Source organism: Micromonospora sp. MP36 (assembly GCF_008119785.1).
GTDB lineage: Bacteria > Actinomycetota > Actinomycetes > Mycobacteriales > Micromonosporaceae > Micromonospora.
In genome coordinates this window covers 1-20,842 of sequence record NZ_VSFA01000053.1, presented here as the reverse complement: position 1 = coordinate 20,842, position 20,842 = coordinate 1, and the positions used below count along the sequence as shown (strand labels likewise).

Sequence of the window (20,842 nt, the reverse complement as noted above, 5' to 3'; positions counted from 1 at the left end):
TGCCGTTTATGGCACAGGCCGCACTTGTTGACAGTAACTGCCATGCGTGGCAGCGTTGGTCACATGAAGCAGCAATCCTGGACCGCCGAGCAGATCCCGGACCAGACCGGCCGGGTGTTCGTCGTCACCGGAGCCACCAGTGGTCTCGGCCTGGCCGCCACCCGCGCGCTCGCCCGTCGTACCGGCCAGGTCATCCTCGCCGTCCGCGACGAGGAGAAGGGCCGGCGCGTCGTCGCCGACCTCACCGCCCAACACCCCGGGGCCCGCCTCGAGGTATGCCACCTCGATCTGGCCGACCTCGACTCGGTCCGCACCTTCGCCGCCCGGCTGCACGGCGACCTTTCCCGGCTGGACGTGCTCGTCAACAACGCCGGCGTGATGGCCCCACCCCGGACACTGACCGCACAGGGCCACGAACTGCAGTTCGCCGCGAACCACCTCGGCCACTTCGCCCTCACCGGACTGCTGCTGGAATTGCTGGCCGCGGGGCAGGACCCCCGCGTGGTCACCGTCAGCTCGCTCAACCACCGCCAGGGGCGCATCTTCTTCGACGACCTGACCGGCGCCCGTGGCTACCGGCCGATGGCCTACTACAACCAGTCCAAGCTGGCCAACGCCATCTTCGGCTGGGAACTGCACCGGCGTCTGGCCGCGGCGGGCAGCCCGCTGCGTAGCGTGCTGTCCCACCCCGGGTACACCGCCACCAACCTGCAGATGCGGGCGACCGGCCTGCCGCGGCTGCTGTTCGGCATCATCGCCAAGCCGCTCGCGCAGGCGCCGGACCAGGGCGCGTTGCCCTTGCTGTACGCCGCGGTCGCGCCTGGGATCGAAGGCGGCGCGTTCATCGGCCCGGACGGTCAGGGCGAACTGCGCGGTTCCCCGACCCGGGTATCCCTGTCGGCTGGGGCGACCGACATCGAGACCGGTCGCCGGCTGTGGGAGCTGTCGGAGCAGCTCACCGGCGTACGGTACGCGCTGCCCGCGACCGCCTAGACGTTGTCGTTGCCCAGGACGGGAGCCAGGCCGTCTCGGGGAGCGGTGGCAGGCTTGCGAAGTGGTTGATGATCGCCCGAAGTCCCGGGTGCGGATTCGTGCTGGGGAACATGAGGGAGAGCGGGTAGGCGAGCGTCGGGTTCACGATCGGGATGCGGCGTAGGTCGTGGTTCGTCGGCCAGATGTACCGGTCGCGCGCGCCGACGAGGGTGGCCACGTCGGCGGATTCCGCGAGGGTGTCGAGGAGTACCTCGTCACCGAAGTTCGGGCCTGCCGCGTCGATGCGGAGGTCGAAGGCGGTGGCGAGCTGATCGTAGAACTCTGCCCATTCGCTTCGGGGCACGATGCCCGGCACCCAGATCCGAAGCTTGCGCAGCTGGGGTGGTGTCAGTGTTCGTGCGGCGGCAAGCGGATGCCTGGGGCCGACGAGAAGTTCCAGCGGGGAGTCGAAGGCGTGGATCATCTGTACGTCGCGCGGCAGCGTGGCCGGATCGGTGACGGTGCGGAACGAGGCGTCGATATCGCCTGCCTGGACGGCGGCGGCCGCCACGTGAGGGTCGTTGACCCTGAGGGTCACCACGTCGAGGTCAGTTTCGGGATGCGACCGCCAGTAGTCGTGCAGAACGACGGCCTGCGCGCTTCGCAGGCCCAGAACGTCGATCCGAAGGGCCCGCGAGCCCGGCCTGACCGCGGTGACGGCGCGATCAGCACCTGCGACGATGCTCCGTGCATGTGGGAGGAATGCCTGGCCGTCGAGCGTCAGTTCGACCCCTCGGGCGGTACGGGTGAACAGGCGGACCTCCAGCTCACGCTCCAGAGCGGCAACCCGCTTCGAGACCGCCTGCTGCGTCACGCCCAGCTCGTCGGCCGCGTGTTGCAACTGCCCGAGCTCGGCCGCCCGGACGAACGATCGCACTGCCTCGGTGTCCATCGGTCCAGCTTATGCCTACACAACTGATCGTTGTGGCTCGCCGAAAGGCGGTTGTTTGATCCTGCGCCCGCGCAGCCGATGTGATTCCGGGACCCAAACATCGGTTGTTGCGGAGGAGTCATGTGCGCGTGAAATTGGGGTCCAGTTTCGGCTGGCTGTGGTCGGCCTACGCCGTCAGCACGTACGGCACGTGGATCGCCTTCGGAGCGTTCCCGCTCATCGCGGTTCGAGTGCTGCACTCGTCGGCATTCGCGGTTTCGCTGCTGGAGGCAGCCGGGCTTGCCGTCGCGGCGATCATTGCGATCCCGCTCGGGCCGTGGGTCGAGCACCGGTCCAAGCGTCCGGTGATGATCGCGATGGACCTGGCGCGGTTCCTCGCGATGGCGAGTGTTCCGGTCGCGTACCTTTTCGGCTTGCTGTCCTACGGCCAGTTGCTGGTCGTCTCGGTCATCTCCGGAACCGCAAGCATCGCCTTCACCGCCGCATCCGGCGCGTACCTGAAATACCTCGTCCGCGGTGCTCACCTCCTTACCGCGAACGGGCGATTCGAGGGCACGAGCTGGGTGGCGACCGCGGCCGGACCGCCCCTCGGCGGCGCGCTCATCGGGCTGCTCGGCCCGGTCGTCACCATCATGGCCGACGCCCTTAGCTATCTGCTGTCCGCACTCGCGGTCCTCCGCATCCGCGGAGGCGACGTGGCGGCCCCCCGCGACCCGGCCACCAGGTTGCGCGGAGCCGACCTGCTTCGTGGCTGGCGGTTCATCCTCCACGACCGCGCACTACGGTGCCTGTTCCTCAACTCGATCCTGGTCGCCGGCCTGATCACGGCCACCGTCCCGCTCCTGGCCGTCCTCCTGCTGGGCGAATACCACTTCCCGGCCTGGCAATACGGTCTTGCCTTCGGCATCCCGGCACTCGGCGGCTTCGTGGGCGCCCGCCTCTCCGCCCGCCTCGTGAGGCGTTACGGCCGGCACCGGGTCATGACCGTCTCCGGCTGGCTGCGATCACTCTTCCCGCTCGGTCTCGCGTTCATCCATCCCGGCATCACCGGACTCGTCACCGTGATCGTCGTCGAGGGCCTGCTGATCACCTGCATGGGCATCTTCAACCCGATCTACGCCACCGAACGCCTGCAACGGACTCCCGCGGATCATGCCGCCCAAGTCCTCAGCGCATGGGGTGTCAGCAGCAAACTCGTGCAGGCCACCCTCATGGTGGTCTGGGGCATCCTCGCCACGCTCACCAGCCCCCTCGCCGCGATCACCATCTCCGGCGTTCTCCTGCTCGCCACCCCACTCCTGCTGCCCAACCGGACACACTTCTTCCACCCTGAACCCGCCCGGTCGGCCGAAGACGTCCCGGCCGCATGACTCACCGCAACGCCCGTTCACCCTGGAAGGGCCCCGCAGGCTCATCGAGCGCTGTCGCACCCGCCCGGTCGCGCATTGTCGCTGCGGAGATAGGGATATCGCGAGCGGCGGTGTCGGCGTGGGTGAATCTGGAGAGAATGCGCCGGGAGTGCAAGTGGTCGGCCTCCGCCGACGCTCGCCCCATGCCTGGCATCTGCGGGTCGACCAGGTTGGCCGGTTCAGCGGTTGATAAGGCGGGAACCCTGGCCGTTCACGGCTGGGAGGAACACTGTCACGGACCGGGATGTTTCTGGGTCTCGATGTACTCCTTGACCACTGTGAGGGGCGCGCCGCCGCATGATCCGGCGAAGTACGACGGTGACCACAGATGCTCGCCCCACAGGTAGTTGCGCAGGTGTCCGGCGAATTCGCGGCGCAGGTATCGGGAACTGACGCCCTTGAGGCTGTTGACCAGCCGCGACAGGGCGACGCTCGGCGGGTAGTGGACGAGCAGATGCACATGATCGTCCTCGCCGTTGAACTCCCGCAGTTCGGCGCCGAAGTCCCGGCACACCTCGGCCATGACCTGCTGGCAGCGGGTGAGGATCGGATCGGTGAGGGCCCCGCGCCGGTACTTCGTGGTGAAGACCAAGTGCGCGTGAAGGTGGGAGACAACCGAGCGTCCCCGGCGGACATCCGGGTCTGGGGTCCATCGTGGTGACATAGACCAAACGATACGATGATGGTGTGAAGTTGGTGGTGCAGGTCAAGCTCCTGCCGACGCCCGACGAGGCTGCGGCGCTGGAGGCGACCCTGCGCGCCTGCAACTCCGCAGCATCCGACGTCGCAGTGATGGCACGGGAAATTGACTGCTACCGCAACTACGACCTGCGCCGGCACGCCTACCACGGCATCAAGGACGACTACGGGCTCGGCGCGCAGGCCGCCCAGCACGTCATCAAAAAGGTCGCCGACGTCTACAAGACGCTCGCAGGCAACCTCAAGGCCGGCAACTACGGCAAGCCCGGATCGAAGCGCCGCCGCAAGGTCGAGACCAACCCGATCACATTCCGCTGGGACGCCGCCCAGCCCTACGACGCGAGGATGCTGTCGTGGCGGCACGACGCCCGCGTCGTCTCCATCTGGACCGTGCAAGGGCGGCTCAAACAGGTCACGTTCACCGGCTCGGCCGACCAGATCAAGGCCGTCGCAACCCATCCGGTCGGCGAGTCCGACCTGGTGCACCGCGACGGCATGTGGTTCCTGTACGCCACCGTTGAGGTGGACGAGCCGCAGGTCTACGAACCGGACGGATTCCTCGGTGTCGACATGGGCATCGCGAACATCGCCTACGACTCCGACGACACCCGTTACACCGGAACCAAGCTCAACGGCTACCGGCGCCGCCAGCAGCGGCTCAGGAAGCGGTTGCAGGAAAAAGGCACCAAGTCGGCGAAACGGCTCCTGGCCCGCCGCCGCCGCAAGGAAACACGGCACACCGCGAACATCAACCACACCATCGCCAAGAGCATCGTGACCGAGGCTGCACGCACCGGCCGCGGAATCGCCGTCGAGAAACTGACGGGGATCCGCGACCGGGTCCGGCTGAGGAAGCCCCAACGGGTCACGCTGCACTCTTGGGCGTTCCAGCAACTCGGCGCGTTCCTGATCTACAAGGCGCGCCGGGCGGGTGTACCACTGGTCCAGGTCGACCCCCGGTACACCTCCCAGACCTGTGCAGCTTGCGGGTATCGGGACAAACGGAACCGACCCAACCAGGAAACCTTCCACTGTCGGTCGTGCGGGGTCGTTGCCCACGCCGACCACAATGCGGCTCGCAACATCGCGTCCCGTGGTGTCGCGAGCTGGGGCGCAGTCAATCGCCCGCACGCGGCCTAGCCTCACAGCCAGCGAGGACAGTGATCCGCAAACCCGCCCATTCATGGGGCGGGTAGTTGACTGCAGCCGGGTCTTCCAGTCCCCGGCACGCGGCCCCGCGCGGACCGGGGGCGGGCTGGTCGATTGGGTGCGAGTGCGGGGCGGCCAGCTCCGGTCCGGCGGCGTAGAACTGGCCGTTGGAGTAGTCCCAGAAGCACGACTCGCCGGGTTCGAAGCTCTGGATGATCGGGTGACCCGTCGCAGCTGCGTGAGCGGTCGCGTGCTGGCTCGGCGAGGAGTCGCAGCAGCCGGTCTTACCCAGGTGGGTGGTGCCGGCTTGACGTTTCACGGCCACCGGCTCGCCGGGGCGGGTCTTACGGTCGGCTCCGCGTCCTGCCACCGGGCCACTCCCAGCGGTGAGGTTCCCCCGGTAGCGCCGAGACTCCGCGTTATCGGGGGAACCTCACATCCGGCACCCCGTAGGTCCGTTCCGCAGCGCGCTGATCCATGACCGCCTTCACCCGTGCCAGGGCCCAGTTGTACGCCACCCGCGCTGCACCCGCATGCGCCAATACCGACCGCTCCTGACCCGGGGTCAGATCCGGCACGAACCGGTACGCCTGCACCACCACTGTCACGCCGTGCCGTCCTCGCCGGTGGCGGCGTCGATCGCGCGGCGGGCACGGTCCGCTGCCGCACGGCGGCGCCGCTGGTCCGCCGATGACACCCGGGCGTACACCACCACCTGCCCCACAACCGCCCGGGCCACAGGCAACGGCTCACCCACCACGATCAGCCGGCCCAGCCGATACGGGGGAACGGGCAGCTTCCCAGCCGCGTACTGCCGCCGCGCGGTGATGTACGCAATGCCTGCGACGCCGCCCATTCCTTCTAGTTCACCCGAGCACCGTAGTGGCTCAAGGAGCGCCAATGATGCTCGACACGACATCAGCTGCGTGGGGCGTACATGATGACGGCGACGCCGATGAGGCAGATGGCTGCGCCGATGAGGTCGTAGCGATCGGGGCGGAACTTGTCCACGGCCATGCCCCAGGCGAGGGATCCGGCGACGAAGACGCCGCCGTAGGCGGCGAGGATGCGGCCGAAGTGCGGGTCGGGTTGGAAGGTGGCGACGAAGCCGTAGCACCCGAGCGCGATGACTCCGGCCGCGATCCACAGCAGCCCTCGATGTTCCCGCCAGCCCTGCCACACCAGCCAGGCGCCACCGATCTCGGCGAGCGCGGCGAGCAGGAACAGCAGGATCGAGCGGGTGACCGTCATGCCTTGGACCGTAGCGGCAGCTCCACGCGGCCCTGTTCCTCGGGGTTTCCGCAGGCGCAGTCACCGCCGGAACAGCCGGCGGCGTGCCGGCGCTTGCTGGCCCACCACCAGGACAGGCCGGCGAGGACCGCCAGGGCGACGGCAACGCCGGGCATGAAGCGGTTGGCGGCCGCCCACCCGGCGCCACCGATCACCCCGGCGGCCAGCAGGGCCGGCAGAACGCAGCAGGCGGCGCAGGCGGTCACGGCGAGTCCGGTCAGGCCGGAAGGCATCAGGCGGCGAGTCCGGTCAGCAATGGTCGACACGGTCGTTTCTCTCGGCGAGTTCAGCGAATGGCAGGGGACAGCAGGAGCTGCCGGCGCAGGCGACCAGGTCGTCACAGCCGGCGGAGATGGCGGCCCGCAGGGTGTCGCGGATGACGGTCAGGTCCGCCAGCTTCTGTTCGATCTCCGCGAGCTTGCCTCTGGCCCGTGCCTGCAGGCCGCTGTCCGGTTGCCGGCCGTGCTGGTGTCGTCCGACGTCGAGCAGGTCGGCGATCTCCTTGAGGGTGAAGCCGAGGCGCTGCGCGGTCTTGATCACCCGCAGCAGGGTGATCGTCTCGGACGGGTAGAGCCGATGCCCGCCCGGTGATCGCCGCGGGGAGGTGAGCAGGCCCCGCCGTTCGTAGTACCGCAGGGTCTGCTGGTTGATGCCGGCGGCCTCGGCCAACTCGCCGCTACGCAGCCCAGCCTCGGTCATCCCTGGCCCCGGACTGACGCCGCCCGATCGGCGAGGGCGTCGAGCACGTCGACATGCCTGGTTGGTACCCGAACGTCCAATGTCAGTGAGTCCGGACCGGGTCGGGAGAGGTCGAAGGCGAAGAAGGAGCAGCAGGACGACTCACGGGCGGTCAGGTCCCGAGCCGTGTCCTCTACCTGGGCCGCGCCGTCGAGGTGCAACCGCAGGTGCTGCGCCGACACCCGATCAGCCGCCCGCACGGATGCGGCGAAGAACTGATCGAATTCGGTGAGCCGCAGCGGCCGGTCGGTGGTCGGCAGAGTGCACGCATCCGGCACCCAGGCGCCATCGGTGGTGATGTCGTGGTCGCTCATGTCTCGACGGTAAGCCGGTACCTAGGTACCAGATGCAAGCCCGGGTGCGCGCGGCATCACGACGATGCTCGTCGGGCAGGCCGGGCCGGAAGGGCCCCTTGTTGCCGAGGGGCCCTTCCGCGCACCTCAGTCGAGCAGTTCGGTGACCGTGCCGGCGGCCACCGTACGGCCGCCCTCCCGGACGGCGAAGCCGAGCCCCACATCCATCGCGATCGGCTTGCCGAGCTCCACCGACAGGTCAACGGTGTCGCCCGGCAGGACCATTGTCACGTCACCGAGGTCCACCGTCCCGACCACATCCGTGGTGCGGAAGTAGAACTGCGGCCGGTAGTTGGCGAGGAACGGCGTGTGACGTCCGCCTTCGGCGGTGGTCAGGGCGTAGAGCCTGGCCCGGAACCGCTGGTGCGGCGTGACGCTGCCCGGCAGCGCCACCACCTGACCCCGCTGTACCTGGTCGCGCTTGACCCCGCGCAGCAGTACGGCGGCGTTGTCCCCGGCCTCGGCGGTCGCCAGCGACTTGCCGAAGGTTTCCAGCCCCGTCGCCACGGTCGACAGCGTCGGGCCGAGGCCGACCACCTCCACCGGGTTGCCGACCCGCAGGGTGCCCCGCTCGACCGCGCCGGTCACCACCGTTCCCCGTCCGGAGATCGTCATCACGTTCTCGATCGGCATGAGGAACGGCTCGCCGAGCTCGCGGGGCGGCACCGGGACGTACCGGTCGACGGCGTCGAGCAGTTCCACGACGGACGACACCCAGCGCGGGTCGCCCTCGAGGGCCCGCAGCGCCGACACCCGTACGACGGGCACCTCGTCGCCGGGGAACCCGTACTCGGAGACAAGCTCCCGGACCTCGAGCTCGACCAGGTCGAGCAGCTCCGGGTCCTCGATCGCGTCGGCCTTGTTCATCGCCACCACCAGGTAGGGCACGCCGACCCGCCGAGCGAGCAGCACGTGCTCGCGGGTTTGCGGCATCGCCCCGTCGAGCGCGGAGACGACCAGGATCGCGCCGTCGACCTGCGCCGCCCCCGTGATCATGTTCTTCACGAAGTCGGCGTGGCCGGGCATGTCCACGTGGGCGTAGTGCCGGGTCGCGGTCTCGTACTCGACGTGCGCGATGTTGATGGTGATGCCGCGCGCCACCTCTTCCGGCGCCCGGTCGATGCCGTCGAAGGACACGAACCGGTTGACGGCGGGGTCGTGGTCGGCGAGGACCTTGGTGATGGCGGCCGTCAGGGTCGTCTTGCCGTGGTCGACGTGACCCATCGTGCCGATGTTGAGGTGCGGCTTCGTGCGCACGAACTGGCTCTTGGCCATGATGGAACTCCACACTGGAGATGAGCTGGCGGACGACGAACGCGGGCGGGTGCCACTCCGCGGGAAACCGCGCCAGAACCGCACGTCACGGCGCGCCTGAATGGGCAGCGCCGGAGCACCGGGCCACCCTCCTCCGTGGTTCTGCCGGAGCGGGAGGAGGGTCAGCTTCGGGTATCAGCCAGCCATGCGCACACGTCGACGGCACCCGGCAGGTGGAAACCTGCGGGCCGCACAGAGCCGACGGTGCCGAACATGGCGATCACGCTAGCCCCGAACGTCGGGTGGGGCTACCGATATTCCCAGGGCCTCAGCGGGCGGGGGAGTGGCGCCGCCGGCTGCGGGCGGCGGCGACCAGGGCCAACCCGCCCGCGATGAGGATGGGCAGACCGATCGACAGGATGGCGAGCAGACCCAGCGCCGCCAGCAGCACTCCCGACGCCGCCAGCGCCCAGCTGCGCCGAGGCGCGGTGCGGACCACACCGTAGCCCGCGAGGATCGCGGCCGCCGCCAGCGCGGCGACGACCCAGGCGAGGGGCTGCTCGCCCTGCTGCCGCACGAGTCCGACGTAGAGGCCGAGAACGAGCACCGCGATCAGGGCCGGGGCGGCGGCCAGCAGATCCGCCCCGCTGCGCCATCGGGAGGCCATGGTTCATGGTGGCAGACCCGGTGGCGGCAGGCCAACGACGCGCGGCGCACCTCAGGCAGCGACCGCCGGAACCCGGGGGACCCGGCCGGTGTCCTCGAAGTGGATCCAGAGATCAGGTCATCGGCAAGCAGGATCGTCCGGGGGTGTGCGATGGGCTCGTGGGGCAGGGGGTTGCTGGGGTCGGTGCTGTTGCTGGCGGGGTGCACCACCGCCGACCGGTCAGGCGCGCCGGCCGGTGCTCCGGCCAGTACGGCCTCCCCGAGCGCGGCCACCGGCTGCACCTCCCCGATGGAGATGGGACCCCTGCCCGACTGGGCGGACGAGGGGTTCCACGGGAGCAGCGCGGGGCCGCACGTCTTCGGCGCGAAGGGTGAGATCGTCGCGGTGCTGTTCGGTCACCCGCTCTCGCAGCCGACCGAAGGCGGGCGCAACAACAAGATCCTCTGGGTCTCCCGGCCCGCCCCGACGCCGTCCGACCCGGGATCGCCGACGACGCTGGTGATCACGGCGACGCTGGACGGCACCGACACCCGGGTGACCCACGAGGTCGCCGGCGGTCCCGGCCCGTCGATCATCGACATGCCGCGCGCCGGCTGCTGGCATCTCGAACTCCGCTGGTCCGGGCGTACCGACACGATGGATCTCGTCTACGTCGGGCGTTAGGCCGCGGGTCGTCATCCGAGCCGGTTCGCGCGCCGGACCGGGCGGATCCCGGTACGGTGCCGAGGTGGAGATTGGATTCGCCGTGCCCGTCTCCGGCTCGTGGGCCACGCCGGAGCACATGATCCACGTGGCCCGCCGGGCCGAACAGCTCGGCTACCACTCGCTCTGGACGTTCCAACGCCTGCTGGTGCCCGCCGATCTGGGTTGGAGCGAGACCTACCACAGCGTCCAGGACCCGCTGACCACGCTGGCGTTCCTCGCCGCCCACACCGGGCGGATCCGGCTCGGCGTGGCCGTGCTCAACATGCCGTTCCTGTCGCCGGTGGTGCTGGCCAAGCAGACCGCGACCCTCGACATCCTCGCCGCCGGGCGGCTCGACCTCGGGCTCGGGCTCGGCTGGGCGGAGGAGGAGTACCAGGCCACCGGCGCGAGCAGGCAGCAGCGAGGCCGGCGGGCGGAGGAGTTCCTCACCGTGCTCCGTAGCCTCTGGCAGGAGGAGGTCACGGCGTATCGCGGCGAGTTCTACCAGGTCCCGCCGACGCGGATGCAGCCGAAGCCGGTGCAGCGACCGCACCCGCCGATCCTGCTCGGCGGGCACGCGCCGGCCGCGCTGCACCGGGCGGGCCGGCTCGCCGACGGCTGGGTCAGCGGCAGCCAGGCCGACCTTACGGGCATCGGCGAGGCGGTCGCGACGGTCAAGGCCGCCGCGGCGGGCGCGGGCCGGGACCCGGAGGCGCTGCGGTTCGTCTGCCGCGGCGCGGTGCGGGTACGGACGGCCGGACTGCCAGACCGCGAGCCCCTCACCGGCACGCTCGACCAGATCCGCTCGGATGTCGGCGGGCTCGCCGCGGCCGGTATCACGGAGCTGTTCCTCGACCTCAACTTCGACCCGGAGATCGGCTCACCCCGGGCCGACCCATACGCGTCGTTGCGCCGGGCCGACGAGGTGCTCGACGCCCTCGCCCCCGGCCGGTGACCCGTCGACGGCGCGGCTGAGGGTCACGCGGCCGGATCCGCCGTCCCCTCGGCGGCCGACCACGCCGACCACCGGATCACCGTGACCGCGACGACCGGCCCGTCCGGCGGCCGATCCACGTACTGCGGATACTTGTCGCGCAACGCCGCCCGGGCGGTGGCCTCCTCCGTCGGGGCCGCCACCACCCGGCCGTGGCCGTCCAGGCGCACCCACCACAGCCTCGACCAGTCCTCGGCGTATTCGTCGATGAGCAGGCAGACCCTCCCCGTCGCCTCGATGTTGTCCAGGCGCCGTAGCCGGCGGTGGCGCTTGGGCTTGCGGTCCACCGCGTGGTAGACCACGTCGCCGAGCAGGACGAAGCACACCGGCACCAGGTGGGGGCGGCCGTCGGCCCCGACGGTGGCCAGCCGGGCGACCCGGGCCGACGCGACCCGGTGCCGCAGGTCGTCAGCGGGCACAAGCCCGACCCTAACTGAGCCCGGCCGGGGGAGGGCCTTATCGGCTCAGCTGCTGGTCACGGCGGCGGTCACCTCGACCTCCAGCACCGCACCGGCCAGGAACAGCCGGCTCACCTCCACGGTGGTGCTGGCCGGCTTGGCGCGGGGAAGTAGCGGTTGCGTACCGCGCCGTAGTCGGCCAGGTCGTCGAGGTCGGTCAGGAACGTGCGGACGTGCAGGACGTCGGCGAACGTGGCGCCGTGCGCGGCCAGCAGGGCCCCGATCAGTTCGAAGATCTGTTCGGTCTGCGCCCGGACGTCGCCGGGCGCCACCACGGCGCCGGCGTCGTCCACAGCGACCTGACCGGAGAGCATCAGCAGCGCCCCGCCCGGCAGGTCGAGGCGGGCGACGTGGGCGAACCGGTCGCCGTACGGCGCGGGCACGGTCGCGGGGTTGTCCAGGATCACGGTCACGATTGCTCCTTGTCTCCGGGGGCGACGCCCACGGTGCGGGCGTCGGCGAGGGTGGCGATGTCGGCGTCCGGCCGGGGCGCGGCCGCCAACACCGATGCGGCGGCCCGCAGGACGGGGGCCGGCACGTCGCTCAGCGCGTCGAGGGCGAGCCGGGCGTCCTTGGCGGCCAGCGCGACGGCGAATGCGGCCTCCGTGGTGGTCGCCCGGGCGACCGCGCCGCCGAGCGGTCCGTTGGCGAGCGCCTCGCACGCCGTACGGCGGTCCACGCCGACCGCGTCGGCGACGGCGAGGGCGTCGGCGACTGCCGTGACCGCGGTGACCAGAGCGGTGTTGAGCACCAGCTTCATGGCCGCGCCGCGGCCGGAACCGCCGCACCGGCGGATCGTGCCGAGGGTCGCCAGCACCGGGGCGACCCGGTCGACGGCCTCCTCCGCGCCGCCGGCCAGCACCACGAGCCGGCCCGCCTCCGCCGCGCCGGCGCTGCCGCCGACCGGTGCGTCCACGAGAGGTACGTCGGGTGGCAACCGTGCGGCCAGGGCGCCGACGGCGTGCGGGCCGATCGTGGACATCTCCACGAGGTGGGTCCCGGGCCGCAGGGCGCACGCGGCCGCGTCGGCACCGAACAGCGTCTCCCGTACGGCGGTGGCGTCGGTGAGCATGGTGATCACCACGTCGGCGTCCCGGACGGCCTCGGCCGGGGTGGCGGCGGCCCGCGCGCCGGCCTCGACCAGCGGCCGGGTCCGGCCGGGGGTCCGGTTCCAGACGGTGAGCCGGTGCCCGGTGGCCAGCAGGCGGCGGCCGAGCGCCGTGCCCATGGTGCCCGCGCCCAGCAGTGCGATGGCGTTCATGCCCCGGAACGTTAGGGGGGCCGCCAGCCATGCCACCAGCGAATGTTGAACATGCCAGCCATGCCGCGAGAGCATGGCGGGATGCAGCCGCACGCCCTCCAGGTCTTCCGCGCCGTCGCCGAGCACGGGTCCATCACGGCCGCCGCCCGGACCCTGCGCTACACCCAGTCGGCGGTGTCCCGGCAGATCGCCGCTCTGGAAGCCGAGACCGGGGCCATCCTGTTCGACCGGTTGCCGCGCGGCGTCGCCCTGACCGAGCAGGGCCGCTGCCTGCTCGGCCACGCCGAAGCGGTGCTCGACCGGCTCGACGCCGCCCGCCGCGACCTCGCCGCACTGCGCGAGCTGACCGCCGGCCGGCTGCGGGTCGGCGCGTTTCCCACGGCGGTCGCCGCGCTCGTGCCGCGCGCGCTGGCCACGTTCCGGTCCGCCCATCCCGGCGTCGCCCTCTCCCTGGTCGAGGGGCTGACGCCCGGCCTGTTGGAGCGCCTGCTTGCCGGGGACGCCGACGTCGCGGTGCTGAGCGCCGCATCCGATCAGCCCCTCGACGACGAGCGCTTCGACCTGCACCACCTGGTCGATGAGGTGCTGCTGGTGGCGGTGCCCCGCACGCACCGGCTCGCCCACCGGCGTACCGTCCGGCTGCGCGAGCTGGCCGACGACGCCTTCATCGCCGGTTCGGCGGACGCCGAGAAGACGCTGCTGCGCGCCACCCTGCCGGCCGACTTCCGACCGCGGATCGACATCGTGGCCGCCGAGTGGACCGGCAAACTGGGCTGCGTCGCGGCCGGACTGGGCGTCGCGCTGATCCCTGCGCTGGCCGTCCGCGCCGCTCCGCCCGACCTCGCCCTGCTCCGGCTGCACCCCGACGACGCCTCCGTCCGGCGGGTGTTCGCCGCCACCGTCGCGGGACGCAGTCGTCCCCCCGCCGTGCACCGGTTCCTCGACCATCTCGACACGGCGGCGGCCGGGCTGGGGCTGCCCGATCACCCCTCCGGCAGCGGTGTGACACCGGGGAATACCAACTAGTCTTCGGGCTATATTCACGAAACGGACGTAATCTGTTTCAAGTGTCATATACTCGACCAAACGACACCTGCTCCGGAGGCCCCGATGCGGGCGCCGGAACAGAGTTGACCGGCGGCGCCGACCCGGACGCCGCCAAGCCGGGCAGCCCCGCGCGGCGGCGGAGGCGATCCGGCGGTACGACTGCCAGGCGGCCGGAACACCTGTCCGGCCCAGCGGCGGCCACAGACGGTGATTTTGGGTGATCACCGCGGCCGGCACGGGTCTCGCCCTCCTACGGGCCCGTGCCGGCCACTCCGGCAGGCGGTGACCCGGCGGCGACATCGTCGCGCAGTGCCGAGGAGTTCGATCGGTTGCCCGGCCAGGCCGGCACGGGAGAGGAGAGGGTGATGTGGAAGCCGCCAACCCCGGCGGAGCAGGAGCTGTGGAACGCCGTCGTGGCCGGCGTCCACGCGGCCAACCGGATGGATCGCGGGGGCTTCGACGCGGCGGTCGATCGGCTGACCCGGCTGCCCGGCGCCTGGGTGCGCCGGACCCTCACGGGCACCACCCGGCTGCTCGCCGAGGAGTTCGCCCCGGCTCCCCGTGACCCGTGGCCGCTCGTGGCGGTGCAGATCGACCGCGTCGGCGCCTGGCTGCCCGAGGTGGACCCGCAACTGCTGGCCGCACTCCTTCCTGGTCGCCATCGACCGTTGGATCCCGACGTGCCGGATGACCCGCGATACCTCATGCACCGGCTGCTGCTGATCGCCTGTCTGTCGAACGTCGCGCAGAGCGGCGTGGGCGCGTTCGTCGACGTGGCGTTGGCCCGAGACGGCGGCCGGGCCGGCCGGCGCCTCTCCGGGCTGGTGCCGCAGCATCGCACCGGACGGTGAGACGCCCGATGGCCGGCCCGGGCGGTTGTCCGTCCGGTACCGGCCGTCAGCCGCTCCATCACGCGAGCCAGCATATCGGACAAAGGGGACGAAAGTGGACGTAAGCGGAACAAACATCGCCGAGTGTTGGAAATGTCGGTCACCCTGGAATTGACTCCGGCGGCGGGGCGGGCGGCCTGCCCATCGCCGCGCCCAGCTCCGCTCGGCTGGAGATGCAGAGCTTCCGGTACACCCGGGCGAGGTTGGCCTCGACCGTCTTCGGGCTGATGAACAGCGAGTCGGCGATGGCCCGGTTGGTGCGGCCCTGGGCGGCGAGGCGGGCCACCCGCTCCTCCGTGGCGGTCAGCGCGGTCGGCGCGGGCGTACGCCGCCCGATCCGGGCCAGCTCCGCGTGGGCCCGCTCGGCGAAGGCGACGGCGCCGAGGGCGGTGAACTCGGCGGCCGCCGCGTCGAGGGCGTCGCGGGCCTCCCGCCGGCGGCGGGCCCGGCGATGCGCCCGGCCGGCCACCAGCAGGCAGCGGGCCCGGTCCAGCGGCAGCACGTCCACCGGCACGCTCGCCCGTGCGGCGGCCAGCGCGGCCAGCGCCGCGGACGGATCGGCTCCGGTGGCGCTGTCCACCAGCACCCGGCTACGGGCCAGACCGAGCGTGGTCCACGGGCGGGCCAGCCGGGCGTGCCGCTCGGTGAGCCGGGCGAGCGCGGCGCGGGCGCTGTCCAGGTCACCGGCTCCGACGCACGCCTCGATCCAGTCCGGCTCGAAGCGCTGCGCCAGCGGCTCGGCGATCCCCGAGGTGTCCAACGCGGCGACCAGTCCGCCGTACGCGGCGGCTGCCTCGGTCATCCTGCCGGCGGAGAGTGCCACGAACCCGGCGAGCTGCAGGTGGATCCGCCGGCACCAGGCGTCGTCGAACTCGTCGGCGCGGCGCAGCCCGGCCTCGGCCACCGCGCCCGCCTCGGCGAGCCGGCCCCGGTAGGCGTCCAGCAGGCCGGCCAGCCAGGTCTCGCCGACCAGGCCGGTGCCGAGTTGCTCACCCAGCTCCCGCGCCGCCGCGATGTGCTCCCCGGCGGCGTCGAACCGGCCGGCCAGCAGCTCGGCCTCGCCCAGGTGGGTGAGCATCTCGTGCTGCCACGGTTCGTCGCCGCGCGCCACGGCCCGGCCCAACATGTGATGGAGCCGGGCCCGGGCCCGCGCGTGGTCGTCCGTGGCCTTCCACCAGATCGCCGGGATCGACCCGGCCAACCAGGAGGGTTCACCGGCCTCCAGGACCAGCGCCCGGTCGAGCAGCTCGGTCCGGGCCGGGCGCCCGGCGCGTACCTCGTGGAAGAACAGCAGCAACAGCGCGGCGGTGAGCAGCGGACGGTGCTCGTCGCTGCCGGACAGCTGCGCGATGGCGGCCTCGGCGTGCCGGCGGGCGGGCTCCGGCGCGTCCTGGAACAGGGTCAGGTGCGCATGGATGCGCCCGGCCAGGTCGCGGTGCGCCTCGGCCGCGGCCAGGGCGCGCTGGGCGAGCGAGACCGCGCTGGTGAGGTCGTCGACGCACCACGCCACCATGGCGCGGAGCAGCAGCGCCTCCGCGTGCGCCGCGCCGGCCAGCTGGCCGGCGGCGGCATCCGCCGCCGCACCGGCCGCAGCGTAGTCGCCGCTGTCGATCCGGCACTGCACCGCGTCGAGGCGGCGCCGGTCCCGCTCCGCGGTGGCCGTCGGGGGCGTGAGGTCGGCGGCGCGGTCGTACCATTCGGCGGCGGCCGCGGGCGCACCCCGGGAGCGTTGGCGCGCGGCTGCGGCGGCCAGTTCGGCGGCGATCGCGGCGTCCGGCGCCACCGTGCAGCGGGCGAGCTGCCGGGCCCGCTCGTCGGGGTCGGACACCGCGTCGGCCAGCACAGCGTGGAGCCGGCGCCGGACGCCGGGCGGGACGCCCTCGCGCACGGCGGCGGCGTATCGGGGGTGGGCGAAACTGATCCGCCTCGGCGTCACGCTCAGCAGACCGGCCTCCTCCGCCGCGTCGAACGCGTCCGCCGGCACGCCGGCCGCGTGCAGGTCCCGCAGTGTGGGCACGGTCAGCAGCGCCGCCAGGCGCACCGCGTCCCGACTGGAGGGGGGCAGGGTCCGCAGGGCGTCCGCGAGCAGTTGACGCATCGACGACGGCACCGGCAGGTCCTCGCCCGGCCACGGCGGCCGGGGCAACCGCAGCACCGCCCGGGCCAGTTCGATGGCCAGCAGCGGGTTGCCCCCGGCGTCCCGGGCGATCCGGGCGAGCAGCGGGCGGCTGAGCGTGCCCCCGAGCCGCGCCTGCACGATGCGGTGCAGCGCGGCCGGGCCGAGTGGCGGCACGTCGATCCGGGTGAGCCGGCGGTCGCCGGCCCGGTCGTCGTCGAGACCGAGCGGGAGGGCCGGCGCCCCGGCCTCGTCGGTACGGCGGGTGAGCAGGGTGGCGGGCCAGCGGGCGAGGCGGCGCAGCGCGAACCGCAGGGCCCGCTCGCTCGGCGGGTCGAGCCAGGCCGCGTCGTCGACGGCGAGCAGCACCGGCACCTCGCCGCCCGTCGCGGCCTCGAGCAACGAGCGGGTGGCCGCACCCACCGCCCGCTCGTCGATCGGCTCGTCGTGCTCGGCGGCCAGCAGCACCACCTCGGCGGCGAGCCGCTGTGGCGGTGGGAGGGCCGCCACCCGGTCGGCCAGCGGCCGCAGCACGTCGGCCAGTGCCGCGTACGGCAGCACGGCCTCCGCCTCGGTCGGCGCGCTGGCCAGCAGGACCCAGCCGGACCGCTCGGCCCGGGCGAGGGCGGCCCGCCACAGCGCGGTCTTGCCGATGCCGCTGGGTCCTTCCAGGAGAACCGGGGCGCCGCCCACCAGCGCGCGCCAGGTCTGCTCGAGGGTCGCGTCACGGCCGACGAGGGCGGCGTCCATGGCGGGATGATGGCACAGCCGTGCCACCTACCGAGGTCGTCGTTCACCTCCGGGCGTGTCCACGCACCGCCACGGGTGGACCTGTGGTCGGGACCAGCACCTCCGTTCCTCGAGTGGACCGCGGCGGCCGCCTCACAGCCGGCCGGCGACGACGCGGGCGAGGGCCTCCCAGCGGCTTGCGGTTTGCCGCCGGGTCGTTGAGTCGCATCAGCCGGACCGCCAACCACACGTCGCCCTTCCTGATGAAGAACGCCTCCATCGTGACGTGGGCCTCGTCCCCCACCCCGGACAGGGCCCGCACCTCGTGCCCGAGGTCGCGTTCGATGTCGAGGTACTTCTTCGCGCCGTCGCCGACGTACACCTCGACCTGCGCCGTCGGGCCGGTGACCGGGGCGGTGTAGGTGCAGCTCTCCCGGACCGCCACCGCGTCGTCCAGCCGCGTGCCGGCCAGCTTCTCCGCGTCCGCCTTGGACACCAGGGTGCAGGCGTCGGGCCGCGCGGCGGAGGTGGCCTGGCCGGCGTCCTCGGCGGCCGCGCTGGTCTCCTCGGCCGCCGTGGCCGCCGGGACCGGCTGCCCGCCCGCGGCGGGCTTGTCGGCGCCGCCGCATCCGGCGGGCAGCACGAGGGCGACCACGGCCGCCCCGAGCACCGCGAGGTGCCTGTTACGCATCTGGGTCCCCCTCACGCCGGAAGCGCGTCGAGCAGGCGACGCAGCTTCTGCTCGTAGCCCGCGACGTCCATGCTGAAGCTGCTCATGATCAGGGTGTAGCTGCCCTTGGGGCCGACCACGACGGCCTCGGCCGCGATGTCCTTGGCGGCGAGGTACGACCGGTCGCCGAGGTCCACCACCTTCTCGTACTGCTGACCGGCCTGCTCGTGCTGGTAGTCGTAGGTCGTCGCGCCGGCGAACTCGGAGGCCATGGTGATGGTGAGGCTGGCGACCCCCTTGCCGTCGCCGAACACGCAGTTGCCCTCGTCCTTCAGGGACTGCCCGAGCAGTTCGGACACCCGGTCGGCGGTGAAAGGGCAGCCCGGCACCGAGCCACCAAGCTTGCCGAGGTCGTCCGAACCCGCGTCGACTCCCGACCCGGCGTCGGCCCCCTCAGACGCGGGGGAGCCGGTCGAGCTGTCGCAGGCGGCGGGCACGAGCAGGGCGAGCAGGAGCAGCGGCAGCAGCCGCCCTCGTGCGGCACGGGCTCGGGAACGTGGTGCGCCGGGGCGGTCCGGCGCGAACAGGTGACGGGCCATGCCGTCGACGCTATGGCGCGAACGGCACCGGGTAATCGGGTGATTCCCTACGCCGTCACGAGTTGGCGCTGCACCCCAGTTGCCCGCGCCGGCGCCCCGGGCCGGCGCTGGAACCAGGGGTGGCCGGCGGCCACCGCCGTCGCCCCAGGAGACTGGCGGCGCCATCGGACGACGAGCATCAGGCCAGCAATTCCTTCATCGACACGGCGTGCAGACCCCGTTGGCGCAGCCCGTCGAGGATCGGCCCGATGGCGGCCAGCGTGTCCCGATGGCCGAAGTGCAGGCTGACGATCGAACCCGGCCGGACCTGGCTCATCGTCGTCCGTACCACCAGCGGTGGGCCGGGGTCGGTGGAGTCGAGCGAGTCCACGTCGTACGACACGCACGTCGGATAGCCCACCCGGCTGGCCTGGGCGCGGATCATGGCGTTGGCGTGCTGGGTCTGCGACGGACGGAACCAGACGCCGATCGAGCCGGTGAGCTGCTTGATCCGCTGGGCGCACCGGTTGATCTCACCGAACGCCTCGGCCGGGGTCAGCCGGCTGATGTCGGCATGGTTCTCGGTGTGGTTGCCCAACTCATGACCGCCGTCGAGGACTCGCCGCGCCATCGCGGGCTGGTCGGCCAACCACGTACCGACCGCGAAGACGGTGACCCGGGCGTCGGCACGCTCCAGTTCGGTCAGCAACTGGCGGGCGAGGGCGGGCTCCCCCTGGCCATGAAAGGTCAGCGCCACTTTGGGCCGTTCCCGTGGTCCGTTGCTGATCTCCCCTGGTAAGGCCGGAGGACCGGAGGCACCTGCGATCGACGGGGGCGGGAAGGCGGGCGGCGACGTGGTGCCGGTCCCCGACGGGGCCGACCGGGCGACCGACGGTCGGCGTGCCTGGTCACAGCCGGCCAGTCCGACAATCCCGGCGGCCGCAGCGACGGCGGCGCGCAGCGCACCGCGACGGTCCGGTGACACTCTGCGATGCTAAGCCGCCGCGGGGCTGGCGGAGAGGAAATCGAGGAGGCGGCATGCCGTCTCCTCCGGCGCCTCCTCGGCGAGGAAGTGCCCCGCCGACATCGGGCCGCCGTGCACGTCGTCCGCCCATCGCCGCCAGACCTCGAGCGGTTCGTAGCGGCCGGCAAGAAACCCGGTGCCGCTCCACAGCGCGAGGACCGGGCAGGTGATCCGTCGGCTGCCCCGATCGGCCTCGTCGTGGGCGTAGTCGAGGGTGATCGACGCCCGGTACTCCTCGCACACGGCGTGGACCGTGTCGGGATGCCGGAATGCCTCGACGTAGGCGGCGCGGACCTCGGGCGGGAAGACCTCCGGCCGCTCGGACCACGCGTCGAGCATGTGGTTGACGATGACGTCGGGGGCCTGGGCGATGAGCCGTTCGGGGACCGGTTCCGGGGCGGACAGGAAGGACCACACCCAGAAGCCGCGGGTGAACTCCCGGTCGACGTTCCGGTAGGTGTCCGCGGTGGGGATGATGTCGAGCACCGCGAGCCGGGTGACGGTGCGCGGATGGTCCAACGCCATCCGGTACGCGCACCGCGCGCCCCGGTCATGGCCGACCACGCTGAACCGGTCGTACCCCAGCCTCGCCATGACCTCGACCTGGTCGCGGGCGATCTCCCGCATGCTGTACGGCGCGTGGTCCGGACCGGTCGGTGGTTTGCCGCTGGCGCCGTACCCCCGCAGGTCGGTGGCGACCACCGTGAACCGCTCGGCGAGCGTCGGGGCCACGTGCCGCCACATGAGGTGGGTTTCGGGAATGCCGTGCAGGAGGAGGACCGGTTCCCCCGCGCCGCCGCGACGCCCGTGGATCGTCGTGCCGGTCGTGGTGATGTCGAACTCCTCGAAACCATCGAACATCGGGACCTCCGCGCCTGCCGCAAGACGGCACTGCGGCGCCGTGCCTC

Annotated in this window: 26 protein-coding genes; 7 read left to right on the top strand and 19 right to left on the bottom strand. The window is 72.1% G+C overall.

From position 1 onward, the window contains the following. The first annotated feature begins 63 nt into the window (after window positions 1-63). Window positions 64-993, top strand: a complete 930-nt coding sequence (locus FXF52_RS26800; RefSeq protein ID WP_148801108.1) for an oxidoreductase — start codon at window positions 64-66, stop codon at window positions 991-993. Here the strand turns inward: FXF52_RS26800 and FXF52_RS26795 are convergent. Beyond that, window positions 956-1,924 (bottom strand): LysR family transcriptional regulator, encoded by a 969-nt coding sequence (locus FXF52_RS26795; RefSeq protein ID WP_148801107.1) that lies wholly within the window; start codon window positions 1,922-1,924, stop codon window positions 956-958. The genes FXF52_RS26800 and FXF52_RS26795 overlap by 38 nt on opposite strands. Before the next feature lie 128 nt (window positions 1,925-2,052). Here FXF52_RS26795 and FXF52_RS26790 point away from each other — a divergent pair, with 128 nt between their 5' ends. Beyond that, complete coding sequence (locus tag FXF52_RS26790) at window positions 2,053-3,294, top strand: MFS transporter (RefSeq protein ID WP_255472382.1); 1,242 nt, start codon at window positions 2,053-2,055, stop codon at window positions 3,292-3,294. 271 nt (window positions 3,295-3,565) lie between these two features. On the opposite strand, the gene tnpA is transcribed toward FXF52_RS26790, so the two are convergent. Next, window positions 3,566-3,997, bottom strand: coding sequence for an IS200/IS605 family transposase (gene tnpA / locus FXF52_RS26785; RefSeq protein ID WP_148801105.1), 432 nt, complete (start codon window positions 3,995-3,997; stop codon window positions 3,566-3,568). A gap of 23 nt (window positions 3,998-4,020) precedes the next feature. Between tnpA and FXF52_RS26780 the strand changes: the two genes are divergently transcribed. Further along, window positions 4,021-5,172 carry an RNA-guided endonuclease TnpB family protein gene (locus FXF52_RS26780; RefSeq protein ID WP_148801104.1) on the top strand — a complete coding sequence of 384 codons (1,152 nt, stop codon included), beginning with the start codon at window positions 4,021-4,023 and terminating at the stop codon, window positions 5,170-5,172. Here the strand turns inward: FXF52_RS26780 and FXF52_RS26775 are convergent. The 9 genes from FXF52_RS26775 to FXF52_RS26735 form a co-directional block, all read right to left on the bottom strand. Next, window positions 5,150-5,500: a UBP-type zinc finger domain-containing protein gene (locus tag FXF52_RS26775; protein WP_255472388.1), complete on the bottom strand. Its 351-nt coding sequence runs from the start codon at window positions 5,498-5,500 to the stop codon at window positions 5,150-5,152. The two genes, FXF52_RS26780 and FXF52_RS26775, sit on opposite strands and share 23 nt — an antisense overlap. A 100-nt stretch (window positions 5,501-5,600) precedes the next feature. Continuing rightward, window positions 5,601-5,759, bottom strand: a complete 159-nt coding sequence (locus FXF52_RS26770) for a helix-turn-helix domain-containing protein (RefSeq protein WP_255472387.1) — start codon at window positions 5,757-5,759, stop codon at window positions 5,601-5,603. A 26-nt stretch (window positions 5,760-5,785) separates the two neighbouring features. Continuing rightward, window positions 5,786-6,037 carry a hypothetical protein gene (locus FXF52_RS26765; RefSeq protein WP_148801102.1) on the bottom strand — a complete coding sequence of 84 codons (252 nt, stop codon included), beginning with the start codon at window positions 6,035-6,037 and terminating at the stop codon, window positions 5,786-5,788. A gap of 62 nt (window positions 6,038-6,099) precedes the next feature. Continuing rightward, window positions 6,100-6,432, bottom strand: coding sequence for a YnfA family protein (locus FXF52_RS26760; RefSeq protein WP_148801101.1), 333 nt, complete (start codon window positions 6,430-6,432; stop codon window positions 6,100-6,102). Further along, window positions 6,429-6,704: a hypothetical protein gene (locus FXF52_RS26755; protein WP_148801100.1), complete on the bottom strand. Its 276-nt coding sequence runs from the start codon at window positions 6,702-6,704 to the stop codon at window positions 6,429-6,431. Before FXF52_RS26755 ends, FXF52_RS26760 begins: the two co-directional genes overlap by 4 nt. A 16-nt stretch (window positions 6,705-6,720) precedes the next feature. Further along, window positions 6,721-7,170, bottom strand: coding sequence for a MerR family transcriptional regulator (locus FXF52_RS26750; RefSeq protein ID WP_148801099.1), 450 nt, complete (start codon window positions 7,168-7,170; stop codon window positions 6,721-6,723). Next, entirely contained in the window at window positions 7,167-7,523 is a 357-nt protein-coding gene (locus FXF52_RS26745) for a hypothetical protein (RefSeq protein ID WP_148801098.1), read from the bottom strand. The genes FXF52_RS26750 and FXF52_RS26745 overlap by 4 nt, the downstream gene beginning before the upstream one ends. Before the next feature lie 126 nt (window positions 7,524-7,649). After that, window positions 7,650-8,837, bottom strand: a complete 1,188-nt coding sequence (gene tuf / locus FXF52_RS26740; RefSeq protein WP_148801097.1) for an elongation factor Tu — start codon at window positions 8,835-8,837, stop codon at window positions 7,650-7,652. Between the two features lie 307 nt (window positions 8,838-9,144). After that, the gene (locus tag FXF52_RS26735) at window positions 9,145-9,483 is read right to left on the bottom strand and encodes a hypothetical protein (protein WP_148801096.1); all 339 of its coding nucleotides are present in this window, start codon (window positions 9,481-9,483) and stop codon (window positions 9,145-9,147) included. Window positions 9,484-9,771: 288 nt separating this feature from the next. Between FXF52_RS26735 and FXF52_RS26730 the strand changes: the two genes are divergently transcribed. Together FXF52_RS26730 and FXF52_RS26725 are read left to right on the top strand one after the other, a co-directional pair. Continuing rightward, on the top strand, window positions 9,772-10,146 hold the full coding sequence (locus FXF52_RS26730) for a hypothetical protein (RefSeq protein ID WP_255472380.1): 375 nt from the start codon (window positions 9,772-9,774) through the stop codon (window positions 10,144-10,146). A 64-nt stretch (window positions 10,147-10,210) separates the two neighbouring features. Next, window positions 10,211-11,122, top strand: coding sequence for a TIGR03619 family F420-dependent LLM class oxidoreductase (locus tag FXF52_RS26725; RefSeq protein WP_148801094.1), 912 nt, complete (start codon window positions 10,211-10,213; stop codon window positions 11,120-11,122). A 23-nt stretch (window positions 11,123-11,145) separates the two neighbouring features. Here the strand turns inward: FXF52_RS26725 and FXF52_RS26720 are convergent, their stop codons facing one another. The 3 genes from FXF52_RS26720 to FXF52_RS26710 form a co-directional block, all read right to left on the bottom strand. Beyond that, on the bottom strand, window positions 11,146-11,580 hold the full coding sequence (locus FXF52_RS26720) for a TIGR03668 family PPOX class F420-dependent oxidoreductase (protein WP_148801093.1): 435 nt from the start codon (window positions 11,578-11,580) through the stop codon (window positions 11,146-11,148). A gap of 110 nt (window positions 11,581-11,690) precedes the next feature. Further along, window positions 11,691-12,032, bottom strand: coding sequence for a RidA family protein (locus tag FXF52_RS26715; protein WP_255472378.1), 342 nt, complete (start codon window positions 12,030-12,032; stop codon window positions 11,691-11,693). Beyond that, window positions 12,029-12,880 carry an NAD(P)-dependent oxidoreductase gene (locus FXF52_RS26710; protein WP_148801092.1) on the bottom strand — a complete coding sequence of 284 codons (852 nt, stop codon included), beginning with the start codon at window positions 12,878-12,880 and terminating at the stop codon, window positions 12,029-12,031. The genes FXF52_RS26715 and FXF52_RS26710 overlap by 4 nt, the downstream gene beginning before the upstream one ends. 60 nt (window positions 12,881-12,940) lie before the next feature. On the opposite strand from FXF52_RS26710, the gene FXF52_RS26705 reads away from it, so the two are divergent. Next, complete coding sequence (locus FXF52_RS26705; protein WP_255472376.1) at window positions 12,941-13,906, top strand: LysR family transcriptional regulator; 966 nt, start codon at window positions 12,941-12,943, stop codon at window positions 13,904-13,906. A 386-nt stretch (window positions 13,907-14,292) separates the two neighbouring features. Then, window positions 14,293-14,778 (top strand): hypothetical protein, encoded by a 486-nt coding sequence (locus FXF52_RS26700; RefSeq protein WP_148801090.1) that lies wholly within the window; start codon window positions 14,293-14,295, stop codon window positions 14,776-14,778. A 139-nt stretch (window positions 14,779-14,917) separates the two neighbouring features. Here the strand turns inward: FXF52_RS26700 and FXF52_RS26695 are convergent, their stop codons facing one another. The 5 genes from FXF52_RS26695 to FXF52_RS26675 form a co-directional block, all read right to left on the bottom strand. Beyond that, on the bottom strand, window positions 14,918-17,683 hold the full coding sequence (locus FXF52_RS26695; protein WP_148801089.1) for an AAA family ATPase: 2,766 nt from the start codon (window positions 17,681-17,683) through the stop codon (window positions 14,918-14,920). A gap of 43 nt (window positions 17,684-17,726) precedes the next feature. After that, window positions 17,727-18,353, bottom strand: coding sequence for a hypothetical protein (locus tag FXF52_RS26690; RefSeq protein WP_255472374.1), 627 nt, complete (start codon window positions 18,351-18,353; stop codon window positions 17,727-17,729). Window positions 18,354-18,364: 11 nt separating this feature from the next. Next, window positions 18,365-18,931, bottom strand: a complete 567-nt coding sequence (locus tag FXF52_RS26685) for a hypothetical protein (protein ID WP_148801088.1) — start codon at window positions 18,929-18,931, stop codon at window positions 18,365-18,367. Window positions 18,932-19,109: 178 nt separating this feature from the next. Then, window positions 19,110-19,895 carry a polysaccharide deacetylase family protein gene (locus FXF52_RS26680; RefSeq protein ID WP_255472373.1) on the bottom strand — a complete coding sequence of 262 codons (786 nt, stop codon included), beginning with the start codon at window positions 19,893-19,895 and terminating at the stop codon, window positions 19,110-19,112. A gap of 9 nt (window positions 19,896-19,904) precedes the next feature. Continuing rightward, a complete protein-coding gene (locus FXF52_RS26675; RefSeq protein ID WP_148801087.1) occupies window positions 19,905-20,795 on the bottom strand; it encodes an alpha/beta fold hydrolase in 891 nt (296 codons plus the stop codon). Between the last annotated feature and the right edge of the window lie 47 nt (window positions 20,796-20,842).

Coding starts and splice junctions, on each gene's coding strand:
- FXF52_RS26800 (WP_148801108.1), top strand. CDS start 64: ATGAAGCAGCAATCCTGGACCGCCGAGCAGATCCCGGACCAGACCGGC.
- FXF52_RS26795 (WP_148801107.1), bottom strand. CDS start 1,924: ATGGACACCGAGGCAGTGCGATCGTTCGTCCGGGCGGCCGAGCTCGGG.
- tnpA (WP_148801105.1), bottom strand. CDS start 3,997: ATGTCACCACGATGGACCCCAGACCCGGATGTCCGCCGGGGACGCTCG.
- FXF52_RS26765 (WP_148801102.1), bottom strand. CDS start 6,037: ATGGGCGGCGTCGCAGGCATTGCGTACATCACCGCGCGGCGGCAGTAC.
- FXF52_RS26760 (WP_148801101.1), bottom strand. CDS start 6,432: ATGACGGTCACCCGCTCGATCCTGCTGTTCCTGCTCGCCGCGCTCGCC.
- FXF52_RS26755 (WP_148801100.1), bottom strand. CDS start 6,704: ATGCCTTCCGGCCTGACCGGACTCGCCGTGACCGCCTGCGCCGCCTGC.
- FXF52_RS26750 (WP_148801099.1), bottom strand. CDS start 7,170: ATGACCGAGGCTGGGCTGCGTAGCGGCGAGTTGGCCGAGGCCGCCGGC.
- FXF52_RS26745 (WP_148801098.1), bottom strand. CDS start 7,523: ATGAGCGACCACGACATCACCACCGATGGCGCCTGGGTGCCGGATGCG.
- tuf (WP_148801097.1), bottom strand. CDS start 8,837: ATGGCCAAGAGCCAGTTCGTGCGCACGAAGCCGCACCTCAACATCGGC.
- FXF52_RS26735 (WP_148801096.1), bottom strand. CDS start 9,483: ATGGCCTCCCGATGGCGCAGCGGGGCGGATCTGCTGGCCGCCGCCCCG.
- FXF52_RS26730 (WP_255472380.1), top strand. CDS start 9,772: ATGGAGATGGGACCCCTGCCCGACTGGGCGGACGAGGGGTTCCACGGG.
- FXF52_RS26710 (WP_148801092.1), bottom strand. CDS start 12,880: ATGAACGCCATCGCACTGCTGGGCGCGGGCACCATGGGCACGGCGCTC.
- FXF52_RS26705 (WP_255472376.1), top strand. CDS start 12,941: ATGCCGCGAGAGCATGGCGGGATGCAGCCGCACGCCCTCCAGGTCTTC.
- FXF52_RS26700 (WP_148801090.1), top strand. CDS start 14,293: ATGTGGAAGCCGCCAACCCCGGCGGAGCAGGAGCTGTGGAACGCCGTC.
- FXF52_RS26695 (WP_148801089.1), bottom strand. CDS start 17,683: ATGGACGCCGCCCTCGTCGGCCGTGACGCGACCCTCGAGCAGACCTGG.
- FXF52_RS26690 (WP_255472374.1), bottom strand. CDS start 18,353: ATGCGTAACAGGCACCTCGCGGTGCTCGGGGCGGCCGTGGTCGCCCTC.
- FXF52_RS26685 (WP_148801088.1), bottom strand. CDS start 18,931: ATGGCCCGTCACCTGTTCGCGCCGGACCGCCCCGGCGCACCACGTTCC.
- FXF52_RS26675 (WP_148801087.1), bottom strand. CDS start 20,795: ATGTTCGATGGTTTCGAGGAGTTCGACATCACCACGACCGGCACGACG.